This is a genomic window from Pseudomonas sp. VS40, from assembly GCF_018587885.1.
GTDB classification, from domain to species: Bacteria; Pseudomonadota; Gammaproteobacteria; order Pseudomonadales; family Pseudomonadaceae; genus Aquipseudomonas; species Aquipseudomonas pergaminensis.
The window spans coordinates 166036-183533 of the sequence record NZ_JAGYWD010000005.1 but is presented as its reverse complement, the minus strand read 5'-3'; the positions used below and the strand labels follow the sequence as shown (position 1 = coordinate 183533).

General features: G+C 63.5%; 9 protein-coding genes. 3 read left to right on the top strand and 6 right to left on the bottom strand.

Annotation, left to right across the window (positions count from 1 at the left end; all coding sequences use genetic code 11):
- A complete protein-coding gene (locus KHP07_RS16715; protein ID WP_214497547.1) occupies positions 1 to 11001 on the bottom strand; it encodes a non-ribosomal peptide synthetase in 11001 nt (3666 codons plus the stop codon).
- Between the two features lie 210 nt (positions 11002 to 11211).
- Here KHP07_RS16715 and KHP07_RS16710 point away from each other — a divergent pair, with 210 nt between their 5' ends.
- Both KHP07_RS16710 and KHP07_RS16705 read left to right on the top strand, forming a co-directional pair.
- Positions 11212 to 11463, top strand: coding sequence for a type II toxin-antitoxin system HicA family toxin (locus KHP07_RS16710; protein WP_214497546.1), 252 nt, complete (start codon positions 11212 to 11214; stop codon positions 11461 to 11463).
- Complete coding sequence (locus tag KHP07_RS16705) at positions 11460 to 11825, top strand: type II toxin-antitoxin system HicB family antitoxin (protein WP_078047963.1); 366 nt, start codon at positions 11460 to 11462, stop codon at positions 11823 to 11825. The genes KHP07_RS16710 and KHP07_RS16705 overlap by 4 nt, the downstream gene beginning before the upstream one ends.
- On the opposite strand, the gene KHP07_RS16700 is transcribed toward KHP07_RS16705, so the two are convergent.
- Positions 11826 to 12998 (bottom strand): MFS transporter, encoded by a 1173-nt coding sequence (locus KHP07_RS16700; protein WP_099492458.1) that lies wholly within the window; start codon positions 12996 to 12998, stop codon positions 11826 to 11828. It lies immediately after the preceding gene.
- A 141-nt stretch (positions 12999 to 13139) separates the two neighbouring features.
- Here KHP07_RS16700 and KHP07_RS16695 point away from each other — a divergent pair, with 141 nt between their 5' ends.
- Complete coding sequence (locus tag KHP07_RS16695) at positions 13140 to 13727, top strand: TetR/AcrR family transcriptional regulator (protein WP_100491010.1); 588 nt, start codon at positions 13140 to 13142, stop codon at positions 13725 to 13727.
- Here the strand turns inward: KHP07_RS16695 and KHP07_RS16690 are convergent.
- Genes KHP07_RS16690 through KHP07_RS16675 form a run of 4 tightly spaced genes read right to left on the bottom strand, consistent with a single transcriptional unit; the run spans position 13711 to position 17497 of the window.
- Positions 13711 to 15066 (bottom strand): MATE family efflux transporter, encoded by a 1356-nt coding sequence (locus tag KHP07_RS16690; RefSeq protein WP_214497545.1) that lies wholly within the window; start codon positions 15064 to 15066, stop codon positions 13711 to 13713. The genes KHP07_RS16695 and KHP07_RS16690 overlap by 17 nt on opposite strands.
- A gap of 37 nt (positions 15067 to 15103) precedes the next feature.
- Positions 15104 to 16087 (bottom strand): AAA family ATPase, encoded by a 984-nt coding sequence (locus KHP07_RS16685; RefSeq protein ID WP_214497544.1) that lies wholly within the window; start codon positions 16085 to 16087, stop codon positions 15104 to 15106.
- A 3-nt stretch (positions 16088 to 16090) separates the two neighbouring features.
- Positions 16091 to 17134, bottom strand: coding sequence for an aliphatic amidase (locus KHP07_RS16680; protein ID WP_078047958.1), 1044 nt, complete (start codon positions 17132 to 17134; stop codon positions 16091 to 16093).
- 15 nt (positions 17135 to 17149) lie between these two features.
- The gene (locus tag KHP07_RS16675) at positions 17150 to 17497 is read right to left on the bottom strand and encodes an FmdB family zinc ribbon protein (protein ID WP_078047957.1); all 348 of its coding nucleotides are present in this window, start codon (positions 17495 to 17497) and stop codon (positions 17150 to 17152) included.
- Position 17498: the final 1 nt, after the last annotated feature.

Sequence of the window (17498 nt, the reverse complement as noted above, 5' to 3'; positions counted from 1 at the left end):
TCAAATCGCCTCTAGTTCGCTCAAAAAGTCACGAAGATCATCAAAATCTTCCGCGCTGCCGGCGCGGAAAGTGGCGGCGGCCTGGACATAGGCGCGCAGCGTTTCGGTCTGGAACACTTCCACCAGTGGCACCTCCAGGCCCAGTTCGGCCTGGACCCGCGAGGTGATCTGGATCGCCAGCAGGGAATGGCCACCCACTTCAAAAAAGTTGTCGTTGAGGCCCACTTGCGGCAGGCGCAGCACGTCAGCCCAGATCGCGGCGACCTGCTGTTCCAGCTCGGTTTCGGGGGCCACATAGGCCTGTTGCAACAGGCTGGCGTCCGGCTCGGGCAAGCCCTTGCGGTCGAGTTTGCCGTTGGGGGTCAGCGGCATCTGCGCCAGGAACATGAAATGCGTCGGCACCATGTAATCCGGCAGGCGGGTTTTCAGGGCGCGGCGCAGGCTGTCGCGGAACTCGGCCTGGTCGGCCAGGTTGGCCTCTGCCGGCACCACATAGGCCACCAGCTGCTTGCCGGTCGGGCCGTCCTGGGCGACCACCACGGTTTCACCGACGTTGTCCTGCTCACGCAGACGCGCTTCGATTTCGCCCAGCTCGATACGGAAACCACGGATTTTCACCTGATGGTCGACACGGCCGAGGTAGTCCACCACACCCTCCGGGCGGCCACGGGTCAGGTCGCCGCTGCGGTACACGCGACTACCCGGTTTGCCGAATGGGTCCGGCACGAAGCGTTCGGCAGTCAGTGCTGGGCGCTCAAGATAACCACGGGCTACGCCTTTGCCGCCCAGGTACAGCTCGCCGGCTACGCCGATGGGTTGCAGGTTGAGTTGCGCGTCTAATACGTAGCCGCTGCGGTTGCCCAGCAGTGTGCCAATCGGTGCATAGACGGCGCCGCACGGGTCGCCCTTGCGCGCTTTCCACAGCAGTGGCGTGACCACGGTTTCCGTCGGGCCGTAGCCGTTGAACAGGTAGGTCGGCTTGAGTGCGCGCCAGGCCAAGTCGTAACTGGCCTGGGCGACGGCATCACCGCCAAAGCAGTACACACGCACCTTCGGCGGGTTGCCGTCACGCTCGGCATGCTCGGCCAGCTGTTGCAGGTACACCGGCGGGAACACCGCCATGGTCACGTTGTGGCGATGCATTTGCTGGTAGGTGTATTCCGGCAGCCACAGGCTGTCATCACGAATCAACACGCTCGCGCCATTGATCAACGGGTGCATCCAGCCTTCGTGGGAGCCGTCGAAGGCGAAGGACATGAAGTGCAGTTCGCAGTCGGCGGGCGAGGTTTCATAACGCTCGCCGGTGGCGATGATATGGGCTACCAGTGGTCCGTGAGCAACGGCGACACCCTTGGGCATGCCCGTCGAGCCAGAGGTGTAGATCACGTAGGCGAGGTTATCGCCGTCCAATTCGATTTGCGGAACCGTGTCACTGTGATCGGCCCATTCCTCGGTGCGATCAATCGCCAGGCTATCGAGGCCGTCGGGGATCGGCAGTTGCTGCAACGCGCTGGTGTGGGTCAGCAGCAACTTCGCACGGCTGTCCTGCATCATGTACAGCAGGCGATCACGCGGGTATTCGATATCCAGCGGCACATATACGCCACCGGCCTTCATCACCGCGAGGAACGCCACCATGATTTCGGCGCTGCGCGGCATGGCGATGGCCACGCGCACTTCCGGGCCGACACCACGGGCGATCAGCGCATGGGCCAGGCGGTTGGCCTGGCGGTCCAGTTCGCCGTAAGTCAGGGTTTGCGCGTCGAATTTCACTGCCACGGCATCGGGGGTTTCGCGGGCGCGGTCGCCGACCAGTTCGTGAACAAGTCGGGTAGCCGAGAAGCCGGCGTCGGTCTGGTTCCACAGCTGCAGGATGTGCTGTTGCTCATCCTGGCCCAGCAGGTTGAGCTGGCTGATGGGTTGCTGTTGGTCGGCAAGCATTGCCTGCAACAGATTTTGCCAGTGGCCGGCCATGCGTTCGATGGTCGCCGGGGCGAACAAGTCGGTGGCGTAGCTCAGGGAGGCGCCGAGTTGGCTCTGGGACTCCTCGATATCCAGCGTCAGGTCGAAATGCGCGGCCGTTTCATCCCAGCTCACCGGGCTCATGTCCAGCTGTGCCAGGCGCTGTAAATGCTGGCCGGACAGACTGATGTGATGGTTGAACGCCACCTGGAACAACGGGCTCAAGCTCAGGCTGCGTTCAGGTTGCAGCGCTTCGACCAATTGCTCGAATGGCAGGTCTTGATGGGCTTGGGCTTCGAGCGCGCGCTGTTTGACCTGGGCCAGCAACTGGCGGACGGTGGTATGCCCGTCGATCTCGGCCTTGAGCACCTGGGTGTTGACGAAGAAGCCGATCAGCCGCTCTGTCTCGACCCGGTTACGGTTGGCGATCGGCACGCCCACGCGGATATCCTGCTGGCCGCTGTAGCGATGCAACAACGCCTGGTAGGAGGCCAGCAACAGCATGAACAGCGTCACCCCTTCGCGCTGGGCCAGTACCTTGAGGCTATCGATCAGTGGCGTCGGCAGCGCAATATTCAACCGCGCACCGCGATGGGTCGGCACCGCCGGGCGCTGTTGATCGAAAGGCAACTCCAGTACCGGTTGCTCGCCGCCAAGCAGTTCACGCCAGTAGTCAAGTTGACGGGCCTTCTCCCCCGCCTCCATCCACGCGCGCTGCCACTGGGCATAGTCGGCGTACTGGATCGGCATGGCCGGCAATTGCAGAGGCTGGCCCTGGCTATAGGCGGCGTAGAGCTGTACCAGTTCGTCGACCATCACTTGCATGGACCAACCGTCGGAGATGATGTGATGTTGCACCAGCACCAGCACATGCTCGTCTTCCGCCAGTCGCAGGAGATTCACACGCATCAGCGGCCCCTGGCGCAAATCGAACGGTTGGGCCACCAGCGCTTCGACCCTGGATTTGAGCTGCACTTCGTCGGTGAATTCCGACGCCAGTTCGATCCGCGCCTGTGGGCTGACCACTTGCACCGTACGGTCTGCCTCTTGCTGCAAGTGCGTGCGCAGGCTGTCATGGCGCGCCACCAGGGTATCGAAGGCACGTTGCAGGGCGGAACGGTCCAGCGGGCCTTTCAAGCGCAGCGCACTGGGCACGTGATAGGCCGAACTGTGCGGGTCCAACTGCCAGAGGAACCACTGGCGTTCCTGGGCATAGGACAGCAACAGCGGCTGATCGCGATTCGCCGCCACCATCGCCGGCGCCGAAGTGCTGACGTCGGCCAGACTGCTGACAAAATCTCCAAGTATGGGTTGTTCAAACAGCGTCCTGAGCGACACTTCGATACCCAGCCCACGACGCACCCGGGACACCACCTGTGTGGCAAGCAACGAATGCCCGCCCATTTCGAAGAAGTGATCGTTGAGCCCGACCCGCTCGGCGCCCAACACCTGGGCCCAGATAGCCGCGACGCGTTGTTGCGTCTCGGTGACCGGTGCAATCCAATCGGCCAGGGGTTGACTGAGATCCGGCTTGGGCAGCGCGGCACGGTCCAGCTTGCCGTTGGGGCTCAGGGGCAGGCGCTCCAGCAGGAGCACATGCGCTGGCACCATGTAGTCCGGCAGCTCTTCGCGCAATGCGGCCTTGAGCGCCGCGCGCAACTCGGTCTGCTGGGTGTCGGACAGCGCCTGGCTGGCCACGACGTAGCCGACCAACTGGTTGTCCGCAGCGATCACCAGCGCCTCGCGCACACTCGCCTGGGCCAACAGGCGCGCTTCGATTTCGCTCAGTTCGATGCGGAAACCACGCACCTTGACCTGGTGGTCGATCCGCCCCACGTACTCGATCATCCCATCGGCGCGATAACGTGCCAGGTCACCGGTGCGATACAGGCGGCCGACGCCGTCGCGGCAGAACGGGTCGGGAATGAAGCGATGGGCCGTCAGGTCCGGACGATTGAAGTACCCTCGCGCCAGCAACGGCCCGCCGATCACCAATTCGCCCGCGACGCCTACCGGCACCGGGTTGAGGTTGGCATCCAGCAGGTAGATGGCACGACCGTCCAGCACTCGGCCAATCGGCATCATCGACGGCAAGGCTTCATGGCCATCGACATAGGCGGCGCAGTCCAAGGCGGTGGCAGTCACCGTAGCCTCGGTAGGCCCATAGGTGTTGAGCAGGCGCACATGCTGCAAACCCGCCGCGCGCCAGGCACTGAGGCCTTCCGGTGGCATGGCTTCACCGCCGATGTGCAGTTGGCGCAAGCGCCCGTAGCCACGCGGGCCCAGGTCTGCAAAATCACGCACCAGCGACAGCCAATAGGCCGTGGTCAGGTCGACCACGGAGATGTCGTGCTCAAGCAGTTGCTGGTAGAAGGTGTCGCTGTCCCACAGTTCGCCGCCGCGTACCACCACCGCCGCACCGCAGCACAGCGCCGGGTAGAGCTGTTCGACAAAACCATCGAAGTTGAACGTGCCGAATTGCAGCACTCGATCATGGGCGTGCAGCGCAAACAGTTCGGTGAACACTTCCACATGCCGCGCCAGTGACGCCAGGTCGATGCCCACGCCTTTTGGCCTGCCGGTCGAGCCGGAGGTGAACATGACGTAGGCCAGGTTGCCCGGCTGCGCCCTCGACACGGGGTTTTCGGCGCTGTAATCGGCCAGCCAGCCGGCGTCGGTTTCCAGGCAGACAAGGGTCAGGCTTGCGCTGATCGGCAGATGCTCCACCAACGGCTGCTGGGTCAGCAGCAATTGCAGGCCGCTGTCCTCGATCATGCAGTGAAGGCGTTCGGCGGGGTATTTCGGGTCCAGTGGCACGTAAGCGCCGCCGGCCTTGAGTACGGCCAGCAAGCCGACGATCATCTCCAGGGAGCGGTCCACCGCAACGCCCACAAGGGTATCGGCGCTGACACCCAACTCGATCAGGCGATGGGCCAGGCGATTGGCGCGCACATTGAGCTCGGCGTAGGTCATGCGCTGCTGATCCAGGATCAGTGCGATGTTTTCCGGGTGCAACGCCGCTTGTTGTTCGAAGCGCTGCAATACGCTGGCCTGGGCGGGTCGAGTGACACCCTTGGGGTTCCAGTCTTGCAGCATGCGGGTGTATTCATGGTCCATTAGCAACGGGACGGCGCCCACGGCTTGCCCAGGCGCATTGATAAATTGCTGCAGCAAGCCCTGCAGGTAGGCGCCGATGTGCTGCACGGTGTCAGCGGCGAAATCCGCTTGCAGGTATTCCAGGTGCAGGCTCAGTTGTTCGCCGCCGTGTACGGTAAGGGTCAACGGGTAGTTGGTGCGTTCCTGATGGCTGACCCCACTGAAACGCAGGCCGCCCTCCCCCGACTGCTCCAGGCTCTTGGCCACCGGGAAGTTTTCGAACACCACCAGCGTGTCAAATAACGCCTCACCGGCTGAACCGGCCCAGCGCTGGATATCAAACAGCGGCGTGTGTTCGTGTTCGCGCATTTCCAGGTTCAGTGCCTGTACGCTTTGCACCCAGTCGCTGACGCTTTGCGCCGGGCTGGGGGTGGCAATCAGCGGCAAAGTGTTGATGAACAGGCCGACTTGCTGCTCGACATTCGCCAGCTCTGCCGGGCGCCCGGACACCGTCACCCCACAGGCGACGCTGGACTGGCCAGTGTAGCGCTGCAGCAGCAACAGCCACGCCGATTGCACCAGGGTATTGAGCGTCACTTGATGGGCACGTGCGAAATCGCTCAGGCGCTGCGTCTGAACCGCATCCAGCTCGTAAAGGAGTTCACCGTATTCAGCAGCACTGTGCCCTGTACGCTTGGCGACACTGCGCGCCAGGTGCGTGGGTTCATCCAATTGCCCCAGGCACTGGCGCCAGAACGCTTCGCCCACCGCAGGGTCCTGCTGTTGCAGCCACGCGATATGCTGGGAAAACGCCGCGCCCACCGGCGGCAGCGCCTGGCCTTTGCAAGCCTGCAGTACTTCATTGAGGACCAGGGCGTTGCTCCAGCCATCCATCAGGATGTGATGACTGGTATAGATCAAGTGCCAGCGGTCTTCCCCGATACGTACCAGCGCCACCCGCAGCAACGGCGGACGCGCCAGCTCGAAGCCCTCACGATGGTGCTCGGCGGCGAGGCTGTCGAGGGCAGCAGCAAGGTCCTGACGCTCGCGCCAGTCGTATTCAGAGAACGGCAAGCTGACCTGGCGATGCACTACTTGCAGGGCCTGGCCCTGGTCGTCCTGCCAGACAAACCCGGTGCGCAACATGTCATGCCGTGCCAGCACCTGCTCCCAGGCGCGCTGGAAAACCGCCACGTCCAAACCCTGTACATCGGCGCGCAGTTGGCTGACGTAGATGTCATCCTCGTCCTGCTGGTAGAGGCTGTGGAACAGCATGCCCTGTTGCATCGGCGACAGCGGATACAGGTCTTGTACCTCCCGCGCGGGCAGTGCCAGGTCGTCCAGCTGGGATTGGCTCAGTTGCGCCAAGGTCACGTCGGCCGGTGTCAGGCCTCCCTGTGTCGGGTCGACGCAATGTGCGATCAGCGCCAGCAGTTCCTGCTGGAAATCATCCGCCAGGCGCTGGACCGTCGCCACCTTGAACATCTCGCGGCTGAAGCCCCATTGCAGCGCCAGCTCACCGCCATACACCTGCCCTTCCACCGTCAGCCAGTTGGCCAGCGGCGCCTGGGGGTCCTGGGCCTGCCCACTGCCCTGGGTGGCTGGAACAAACAGTGCCGACTCGTTGAACTGGCGGTCGAACTGGCCCAGGTAGTTGAAGGTGATGCGCGGCGCGGCCAGGGTCGACAACGCTTCACGGGTGTCAGGCGTGCCGAGGTAACGCAACAGGCCGTAGCCAATGCCTTTGTTCGGCACGGCGCGCAGTTGCTCCTTCACCGACTTGATCGCGGCCGACAGTTCGCCCCCGGCGTGCAGGCGCACCGGGAACAGGCTGGTGAACCAGCCGACGGTGCGGCTCAGGTCGACCGTGTCGAACAGGTCTTCGCGGCCATGGCCTTCCAGCTGGATCAGCGCGGCGGGCTGCTCGCTCCAGCGGCTGATAACCCGCGCCAGCGCGGTCAGCAGCAGGTCGTTGACCTGGGTGCGGTAGGCCGCCGGGGCGTCTTGAAGCAGTTGACGGGTGTGTTCGGTGCTCAGGCGGATTTCGAGTTTGCTGCCCAGGCGGTTCTGCAGGCCGCCCTGGGGGTTGTCGCAGGGCAGATCGGCGCTCGCCGTCTGGGCCTGCCAGTACGGCAGTTGCTCGCCCAGCGTTTGCGCGTAGGCTTGCAACTGCTGCGCCCACGCTTGGTAGGCGCTGGTCTTGGCCGGCAACGCGGCGTTGCGGTAAGCCTGTTGCAGGTCTTCGAGCAGGATGCGCCACGACACGCCGTCCACTGCCAAGTGATGCACCACCAACAGCAGGCGCTGGGTGCCATCGGCCATGCCGGCCAGGACCGCACGCAGCAGCGGGCCTTGTTCAAGATCGAGGCTGCGTTGGGCCTCGTCGCAGAGTGCCGCCAGCCCAGCCTCGTCGGCGACCTGGGACTGCCACAACGAAGCGCTGGCCACCGGCTCGCCATGAGCCTGCTGCCAAGCGCCGGCCTCTTGCACAAAGCGCAGGCGCAGGGCGTCATGGTGGTTGATCAACCGGGTCAGGGCGACCTCAAGGCGCACGGGGTCGAGGGTTTCACGCGGGGTCAGCAACAGCGACTGGTTCCAGTGCTGACGCGCCGGGATCGCCTGCTCGAAAAAGCGGTGTTGCACGGGCGTGAGGCTCACCCCGCCGGTGACCGGTCCCTGGTCGATGACCGTTGCCTGTTCGAAGCTCGCCACCAACGCCAGGCTGCGCACGCTCTGGTACTGGAACAGGTCCCGTGGGCTGAGACGAATGCCTGCCTGGCGCGCACGGCTGACCACTTGAATGGAGATGATCGAATCACCACCCAGCTCGAAAAAGTTGTCGTCCAGGCCGACCTGCTCCACACCCAGCACGTCGCTCCAGATCGCCGCCACGGCTTTCTGCACATCGGTTTCCGGTGCGGCATAGGCCTGCTGTGGCGCGGCATCCGGCAATGGCAGGGCCTTGCGGTCGAGCTTGCCGTTGGCGGTCACCGGCAGCTTGGCCAGGGGCACCATATGGGTCGGCACCATGTATTCCGGCAGGCTGCTGAGCAGCCAGGCCTTGAGGTCGGTCGGCGCCTGGTCTTCCAGCACCAGGTAGGCCACCAGTTGCTTGCCGCCTTGCACCAGCACCACGGCTTCGCGCACCGAGGGGTGTTGCATCAGGCGTGTCTCGATCTCGCCCAGTTCGATACGCAGGCCGCGCAGCTTGACCTGGTGATCGAGGCGCCCCAGGTATTCGATCACGCCGTCGGCACGCTGGCGCACGCGGTCGCCCGTGCGATACAGGCGCGCGCCGTCGCCGAAGGGGCTTGGCACAAAACGCTCGGCGGTGAGTGCCGGGCGCCGATGGTAACTGCGGGCCAGCCCGGTGCCGCCCAGGTACAGCTCGCCACTGACGCCCGCGGGCACCGGGTTGAGCTGGGCGTCGAGCACGTAGGTGCCGAGGTTGGCGATGGGCCGGCCGATGGGCACGCTGTCGGCACCGTCGTCGACGCAGGTCCAGTGGGTCACATCGATGGCCGCTTCGGTGGGGCCGTAGAGGTTGAACAGTCCGGCCTGTGGCAACTTGGCGAACACCTGCAACTGCGCATCCAGCGGCAAGGCTTCGCCGCTGCAGACGATACGCTGCAGACTGCCGCAGGCCTGCACACCCGGCTCATGGATAAACGCCTGGAGCATCGACGGCACGAAGTGCAAGGTGGTGATGCCGTGCCGCCCGATGGTGTCGATCAGGCGCGCGGGTTCGCGGTGTTCACCCGGTGCCGCCACCACCAGGCGTGCACCGGTCATCAGCGGCCAGAAGAACTCCCACACCGAAACGTCAAAGCTGAATGGGGTTTTCTGCAGCACCGCATCGCTGGCGTCCAGGCCGTAGGCCTGTTGCATCCAGCACAGGCGGTTGACCAACGCACGATGACTGTTACCGGCGCCCTTGGGCTTACCGGTGGAGCCGGAGGTGTAGATCACGTAGGCGAGATTCAGTGCATGCACCGCCACGGCGGGCGATTCGCTGCTGTAGCCGTCGAGCCACGGCGCAGGCTGGTCCAGGGCAATCACTCGGGCACTGGCGGCGGGCAGCGATGGCAGCAGGCGCTGCTGGCTGAGCAGCAACCCGATGCCACTGTCTTCGATCATGTAGGCCAAGCGTTCCTGGGGGTACTCGGGGTCCAACGGCACGTAGGCGCCGCCCGCCTTGAGAATGGCCAACAGGCCGACCACCATCTCGATGGAACGCTCGACGCAGATCCCCACCAACACATCCGGGCCAACGCCCTGTTCGCGCAAGGCATGGGCCAGTTGGTTGGCGCGCGCGTCCAGTTGAGCGTAGGTCAGCGTGGTCGCACCGAACACCAGCGCCGGCGCATGCGGGGTGGCCTGCACCTGGTCTTCGATCAGGTGGTGAATGCCGCGTGCGCTCGGGTACGCCTCGGCGGTCTGGTTCCAGGCGTGGACCAGCACGTGCTGCTCATCCGCAGCCAGCATCGGTAACTCGCCAATGCGCTGCTCGCCTTCGCCGACCATGGCCTGCAACAGGCGTGTCCAGTGCAGGGCCATGCGCGCGATGGTCGGCGCGTCGAACAGGTCATTGGCGTAGGTCAGCGCAGCGTGCAGGGTGCCGGATTTTTCATAGGTGTCGAGGGTCAGGTCGAACTGAGTCGTGCGGCCTTGCCATTCCACCAGCGCCAGCTCCAGGCCGGAGGTAGTGCTGACGCTGGCAATGTCGGCCACCACCGGTTGGTGGTTGTACATGACTTGGAACAGCGGTGTATGGCTGAGGCTGCGCTCGATCTTAAGGGCTTCCACCAGGCGTTCGAAGGGCAATTCCTGATGAGCCTGGGCACCCAGCGCGTGCTCCTTGATGCCTTGTAGCAGCTCAGTGATACGGGTTTGCCCGGTCAGCTCGGTGCGCAACACCTGGGTGTTGACGAAAAAACCGATCAGCCCTTCGACTTCGGTGCGGTTGCGGTTGGCGATCGGCACGCCGACGCGGATATCGCCCTGCCCGGTGTAGCGATGCAGCAGCACATTGAAGGCGCCGAGCAACAGCATGAACAAGGTAACGTTGTGCTTTTGCGCGCAGGTGCGCAGTTGCGCGGCCAACTGCGGGTCGATCGCGAAGGTGTGTCGCGTGCCTTGGTAGCTCGGCATGGCCGGGCGCGGGCGGTCGGTGGGCAGCTCCAGCACCGGGTGCTCATCACCCAGGCGCGCCTGCCAGTATTCCAGCTGACGTGCCTGCTCCCCGGCTTCCAGCCAGCGGCGCTGCCACAGCGCGTAGTCGCTGTACTGGATCGGCAGTGCCGGCAATTGCGGGGCCTGGTTGCGCTCATGGGCGTCGTAGCAACGGATGAATTCGTCGATCAGCACATTCATCGACCAGCCGTCGGAGACGATATGGTGCAGGGTCAGCAGCAGCACGTGCTCCCGGGCGTCGAGCTTGAGCAGTTGCACGCGCAGCAATGGGCCGTTTTCCAGGTCGAACGGCAGCAGCGATTGACGAGTCGCGGCTTGGTTGACGGCCTGTTCACGCTCGGCGGGGGCCAGATGGCTCAGGTCGAGTTGCTCGATAGTCAACGACGTGTCTGCGGCCACCTGCAACAGGCGCTCATCCGCCTGGCGCTGGAACACCGTGCGCAGGGTTTCGTGGCGTGCAACCAGGCTGGCAAACGCCTGCTCCAGCGCACCAAGGTTCAGCTCGCCCTTGAGCCGTACGGCGCCGGGCAAGTTATAGGCCCCACTGGCCGGGTCCAACTGCCATAGAAACCACATGCGCTGCTGTGCATAGGACAGCGCCTGGCGATCCTCCGCTTCCACCCCTGCCGGAATCGGAAACCGGGAAAAATCCACCCCTTCTTTCTGCAAGGCCTGCAGGAACAATTGGCGTTTTTCCAGGGGCAACCCGATAAACCGGCGAGCAAGTTTCAAGGAGTCTTCAGCATTCATTTCTTGGAGTCCGGAGCAATAGGCGGGAAGCACAAAGGCACGTCGTCCCTATAAAACGAACCGCAGAGGGAAAAATTAGCGAGGGCATGGGAGGTACGGCGCGAGGTGTCATCAAGGGTTACATCAATCTCAGCAAGCCCAGCGAAAGACGAGCTAGCATTGACGAACACCACTTTTTGCAACTACATTTAGTTACACGCAGGGAACGCCGTGTCCAAAAATGAAAAGCTGCTCGCCAAACTGCTCAACGAGCACACGGCATTTACCTGGCCCGAACGCGTGACACTGCTGCGCCGGCTGGGCTACACACAGATTGAAGGGGCTGGAAGCCGCGTCAAATTCGACATCGGTGACCCCAGTGCAATGATTACCTTGCACAAGCCTCACCCGGGCAACGAACTGAAACACTACATTCGGCGCCAGATCATCGAGCAATTGAAATCAGGAGAACTGATTCAGTGAACAATCAACTGCAACACAAAGGCTACATCGGCTCTATCGAAGCCAGCCTCGAAGACAACTGCCTGTTCGGCAAGATTCTGTTCATCAAGGCGCTGGTGAGCTACGAAGGAAAAACCGTCGCCGAGCTGGACGGCGCGTTCCGGGAGGCGGTGGACGACTACCTCGCCACCTGCCAGGCCCTGGGGCAAACACCGGAAAAACCCTGCAAGGGTTCATTCAACGTACGCGTCGGCCATGACTTGCACTTGGCGGCAGCCCTGGCGGCGACCCGCAAAAAAGTGACCCTCAATGACCTGACACGCCAGGCCTTGAATGAGTTTTTACAACATCATGGCAACGACCCGTGCCCTGCGGTTAGCTGATCACCCCAACCGCCGATAACCCAACACTGCCGCCCCCAGCACCACCGCCCCCGCCGCCAACGCCACGTAGAACCCGCTGGTGGCGCCGAAGTGGTCGATCATCCAACCGGAACTCGCGGCGCCGATGGCCACGCCGATGCTGAGGCCGGTGATCAGCCAGGTCATGCCTTCGGTCAGGCGACTGGCGGGCACGATCTGCTCCACCAGGGCCATGGACACGATCAGCGTGGGGGCGAAGAACAGCCCGGAGATAAAGATCGCCACCGCCAGCCCGGGAATATTGCTCACCAGCAGCAGCGGCAAGGTAGTCAGCGCCGTAGCCACGCCGCAGTACAGGAACTGCCGGGGCAGCGGCGCCTTGAGCTTGAGCGTGCCGAACGCCAGCCCCGCCAGGCACGAGCCGATGGCATACACCGACAGCACGATGCTCGCCGCCGCCGGCTGGCCCTGGTGCTGGGCAAAGGCGACGCTGACCACGTCCACCACTCCGACGATCACGCCCATGGCCAGCAGCAGGATCATCAGGATCAGCACCGGGGGTGAAGCGATCAGCCAGCGGCCGTGATGGTCCTGATGTGCATGGACAGGAGGCTCGGTCGCGCGCTGCAGTACAAAGGTGGTGACGCCCACCGCCAGCAACAGCGCCGCCACCAAGGGCCCCGCTTCCGGGAACAGCACCACGCTCAGCCCCACCGAGATCGGCGGGCCGATGATAAAGCACACCTCGTCCAGCACCGATTCCAGCGCAAAGGCGGTCTGCAGCTTGGGCTGGCCTCGGTAGACCTCGGTCCAGCGCGCCCGCACCATGGCCGACATGTTGGGCATGCAACCGGCCAGGGCCGCGAACAGAAACAGCGTCCAGTTCGGCGCCTGCAGGCGGGTACACAGCAGCAACATCAACAACGCCCCGCCGCCGATCAGCGCGGCAATCGGCAGTACCCGGCCCTGGCTGTAGCGGTCCACCAGGCGTGAAACCTGCGGCGCGCAAAACGCCGTGGCCAGGGCAAACACCGCCGCTACCGAGCCCGCCAGGCCGTAGCCGCCGTGCACCTGCGCCAGCATGGTGATCAGGCCAATCCCGGTCATCGACACGGGCATGCGCGCCAGCATGCCCGCCAGTACAAAGGCCCGGGCACCGGGGGCCTGGAACAACTCGGCGTAGGGGTTTGCCATCCTGCTTGACCTCTTCCTGGACGCCCGGGAGCTTGCTATCTGCAAGCATCAAGGCAAAATACATACGGTGCGTATGTGACAAATCATGCTTAACATACGCGACGTATGTCAATCCTACACTTGCCCATTGTGAGCTTTACCATGAGCCGAGCCCGTGCCGAAATGATCGAAGACACCCGCGCCCGGCTGATCGCCAGCGCCCGCCAGGCCTTCGCCACCCAAGGTTATGCGAACACATCGATGGACGATTTTACCGCCCGCGCCGGCCTGACGCGCGGAGCGTTGTATCACCACTTTGGTGACAAGAAAGGGCTGTTAGCCGCCGTGGTTGCCCAGCTCGACAGTGAGATGGACAGCCGTTTGCAGCGCATTTCAGATGAAGCGGCAGACCCTTGGAGCGGCTTTTGCGAACGTTGCCGCGCTTATTTGCGCATGGCCCAGGACGGGGAAATCCAGCGCATTGTGCTGCAGGATGCGCCGGCCGTATTGGGCGATACCGGCTCCCAGCACCATTGTGTCGAGTCGATGCAGCATCGGTTGGAAGCCCTGATGCAGGCCGGTGTCATTCACCCCGCCCCGAGCGCCGCCCTGGCGCAATTGATCAACGGCAGCCTGGTCAATACCGCCCTGTGGATCGCCCGGGAAGAGCACCCGGACGAGCGGTTGGAGCAAGGCTTGCAAGGCCTGGAGCTGTTATTGCGTGGCCTGAGCCTTACACCAACCGCTTGATCTGCTTGTGACGCCACACCAAACGGTAATACGCCGTCTGCAATAGCAGCATGGCCAGGTAGGTCACCGGAAAGGCCATCCACACCCCTTCCAGGCCGAAGTGGGCGTTGAGCAGGTACGCCATCGGCAGCTCGACGCACAGCACGCAGAAGATCGAGATGATCACCGGCATCAGCACCACGCCGCTGGCGCGCATGATCCCGCCGATCACGGCCTGGAAGCCGAAGACCAAAATACTCCACAACATGATGTGCAACAGGTGTTCGGCATTGACCCGTGCCGCGTCATCGGTGATGAACAGGCCGAGCAGCCAGTGGGACAGGACATAACCCAGCACAATCAGGCCACCGGTCAGGCAGGTATTGATCAGCAGGCCGGTGCGCAGGATCGGGCCGATGCGCTCCAGACGCCCGGCGCCAATCGCCTGGGCGCCGAGGATCGAGGCGGTGATGGCAATCGACAGCGCCGGGAACTGCACGTAGTTGACGATCTGCGTCACTGCGCCATAGGCCGCCGTGGCCTGGGAGCCATGGCCGTTGACCAGGGCGAGAATGACCAACTCCGACAGCGACAGCACCACCATCTGCAAGCCGGTAGGCAAGCCGATGCGCAGGACTTTGCCGAGAATCACGGGGTCCAGGCGCAAGGCCGCGAGCAGTTCACGGTCCGGCGCCATCACATGGTTTTTATGCCGAAGGCGCAAGATCAAAAACAGCATGGCCGACGCGTTGCCCACCAACCCTGCATACACCGCACTCTGGATACCCATGGGAGGCAAGCCGACCCAGCCGCGAATCAGCGCCGGGGTCAGCAGCAGGCCGACCAGGGTCGAGACCATCAATGCCAGCAACGGTGAGATCGTATCGCTGACGCCGCGCAGTAACTGGGTGTAGAGGATGAACACCAGCAGCAACGGCATGATCAGCATCATCTTCTGGGCATAGCCGACCGCATCATCGAGCACGTCCACCGGCGTGCCCAACGCCTGCAACGCCGGACGCGCAAACAGGCTGCCCAACACTGCCGCAATCAGGCCGACCAGTGCGCCGAGGGTCAGGGTCGCACCGGTAATCACCTTGACCATCCCCGTTTCCTGCGCGCCCCAGGCCTGGCCGATCAGCACCGAGGCGCCCGCCCCCAGGCCGATCACCAGGGCAATGAAGAAAAACACGATGGGAAACATGCCCGACACCGCCGCCAGCGCCTGGGTGCCGAGCATCTGCCCGACATAGATGCCGTTGAGCGTGCCGGAAAAACTTTGCAGGAAGTTGGACAGCACCATGGGTGCGAGAAAGATCAGGTAGATATGCCACAGCGGTCGTTGCAAGGGGCTTTGCATGAAAAACGGGGCCTCGGGAAACTAAAGCGTCCGAGGGTTATACCGGAAGTGGATCCCATCTTCCTGTGCTTTCGGGTTCAACCACCAGACAAGCGTCGCGCACCGTCGCACTCAGGTGCCGGGCATGACCTTGCAACAGGCATTCGGCAATCGCCGGTTCCAGTTCGACGCGCAAGCGTCTGGTCAGCGCCCTCGCGCCGAATCGCGCGTCGTGTTGACGACACAGCCAGGCGCGCGCCTGCTCATCCAGCACCAATGAACGTTGATGCGCCGCCAGGCGCTGGTTGAGCTTGGCAAGTTCCACCTCCAGCAGTGCTTCCAGCCACCGCGCGTCGATAGGCTCGAACATCAGGATGCGATCGATGCGGTTGAGAAACTCCGGTTCGAAGTGCCCATGCAGCGCCTCCTCCAGCACCTGCGCCTCGCCCCGCACAAACACGCGCAGCAGCCGCCGCCAGCCCTGGGCAAACCGCAGGCGATGCCGGCGCGCCTGTTGCGCGCCGATATTGCTGGTCATGAAGATCAGGCTGTTGCGAAAGTCCAGCGTACGCGTGCCACCGGCCAGGGTCAGTTGACCGTTTTCTAGAATGCCCAAGAGGCTGCGCACCACTTCCTGGCTGGCTTTTTCCAGTTCATCGAACAGCACGATCCCCGGCCGGCTATAGGTGCCCTGGATCAATTCGCTGTTGAACAGGCTGATGCCCTCCTTGCTGCCCACATACCCGGGCGGCGCACCGGTCAGCGCGGCGGCGTAATGCTCCTGGGCCAGGGTGTGCATGTCGATGCGGCAGAAACCATCGGCGCGACCGTGCAGCGCCTGGGCCAGCAGGCGCACGATTTCGGTCTTGCCGACCCCGGTCGGGCCCATGAAGAGGTTGACGCTCAGCGGGCGGTCACGTTCGCCGATATCGGCCTTGACCACCTTGAGCAGGCCTTCCACCTGGGCCAACGCCGCGTCCTGGCCGACGATCCGGCTGCGCAGCAAGGCCATGACCTGGGCGGGATCAAAGGTAAAGCGCATGCCCTACCCCGCCGTCTTTGCTTGACCACCATGGGGCAATTGCCCCACCGGGCACTCCGCGACGCCAACCGTGTTGCGGGTGATCTTCTCGACGTTTTCCTGGGCTTTCTGTGCATCCAGGACCCAGGTGCGGTAGAACTCGAACGGACAATCCGCCACGCCCTTGTCGCCATCCCCCGAGGCGTGCATGCCGGTGTAGCCCCGGTGCAGCAGCTTGAACAGATGGTTCTGCGACTGGTCATTGGCCCGCGCATCGCGGATCTGCGACACCGACAACTGCGCGTACTGGATGCCCATCTCCTCCTCGCCACACTCACCCAGGGTGCGCCCGTCAAAGCCGATGATCGCCGAGTGGCCGAAGTACGAATACACGCCGTCGAACCCGGCCGCATTGGCCACCGCCACATAGCAGTTATTGGCCCAGGCCATGCTCTTGGACATCTGCACCTGCTGCTCCTTGGCCGGGTACATGTAGCCCTGGCAACGCACGATCAACTCAGCGCCCTTCATCGCGCAGTCGCGCCAGATCTCCGGGTAGTTGCCGTCGTCGCAGATGATCAGGCTGATCTTCATGCCCTTGGGCCCATCGCACACGTAGGTGCGGTCCCCCGGATACCAACCCTCGATGGGGCACCAGGGAATGCACTTGCGATAGCGCTGCACGATCTCGCCAAGATTATTGATCAGCACCAGCGTGTTATAGGGCGCCTTGTGCGGATGTTCTTCGTGGCGCTCGCCGGTCAGGGAGAACACACCCCAGGTATCCGCCTGGCGGCAGGCCGCCGAGAAAATCGCAGTTTCTTCGCCGGGAATGCTTGCGGCGGTCGCCATCATTTCGTCGTGGTCATACAGGATGCCCATGGTGCTGTATTCCGGGAACACCACCAGGTCCATGCCGGGCAGGCCTTGTTTCATGCCGACAATGATCTCGGCGATCTTCTTCGCGTTGTCGATGACCTCGGCCTTGCTGTGCAGGCGCGGCATCTTGTAGTTCACCACCGCTACACCGACGGTGTCCGGGCTGCTGGAAATGTCGCCATGGCGCATTGCAACGCTCCTGTTCTAGTGACTGATCATCCACGGCCGTGGGCCGGTGCGGGTCTTGAGCCCCAAGGGGTTGGCCTTGCTGGGCTCGACCTGCTTGCGGGTACCGCAGCAACTGCAACCGGCCGGGTGTTTGCGGCTGTCCTGGTATTCGCCAACGGTCTGCGGCGCATGGGCGCTGCGCTCGTTACCGGCGATGGCCTTGCGCTGGTGGGCCGACAAGGTTTGCAGCGCCGGGGCCGACACCCGCAACTGCCCACCCGGCCCTTCGCAATAAGGGCACTGGCTGGGTTCGTTGCGCTGGGCAATCGGGCGCAACATCGTGAAGGTGCCGCAGGTGTCGCAGGCGTATTCGTAGGTCGGCATG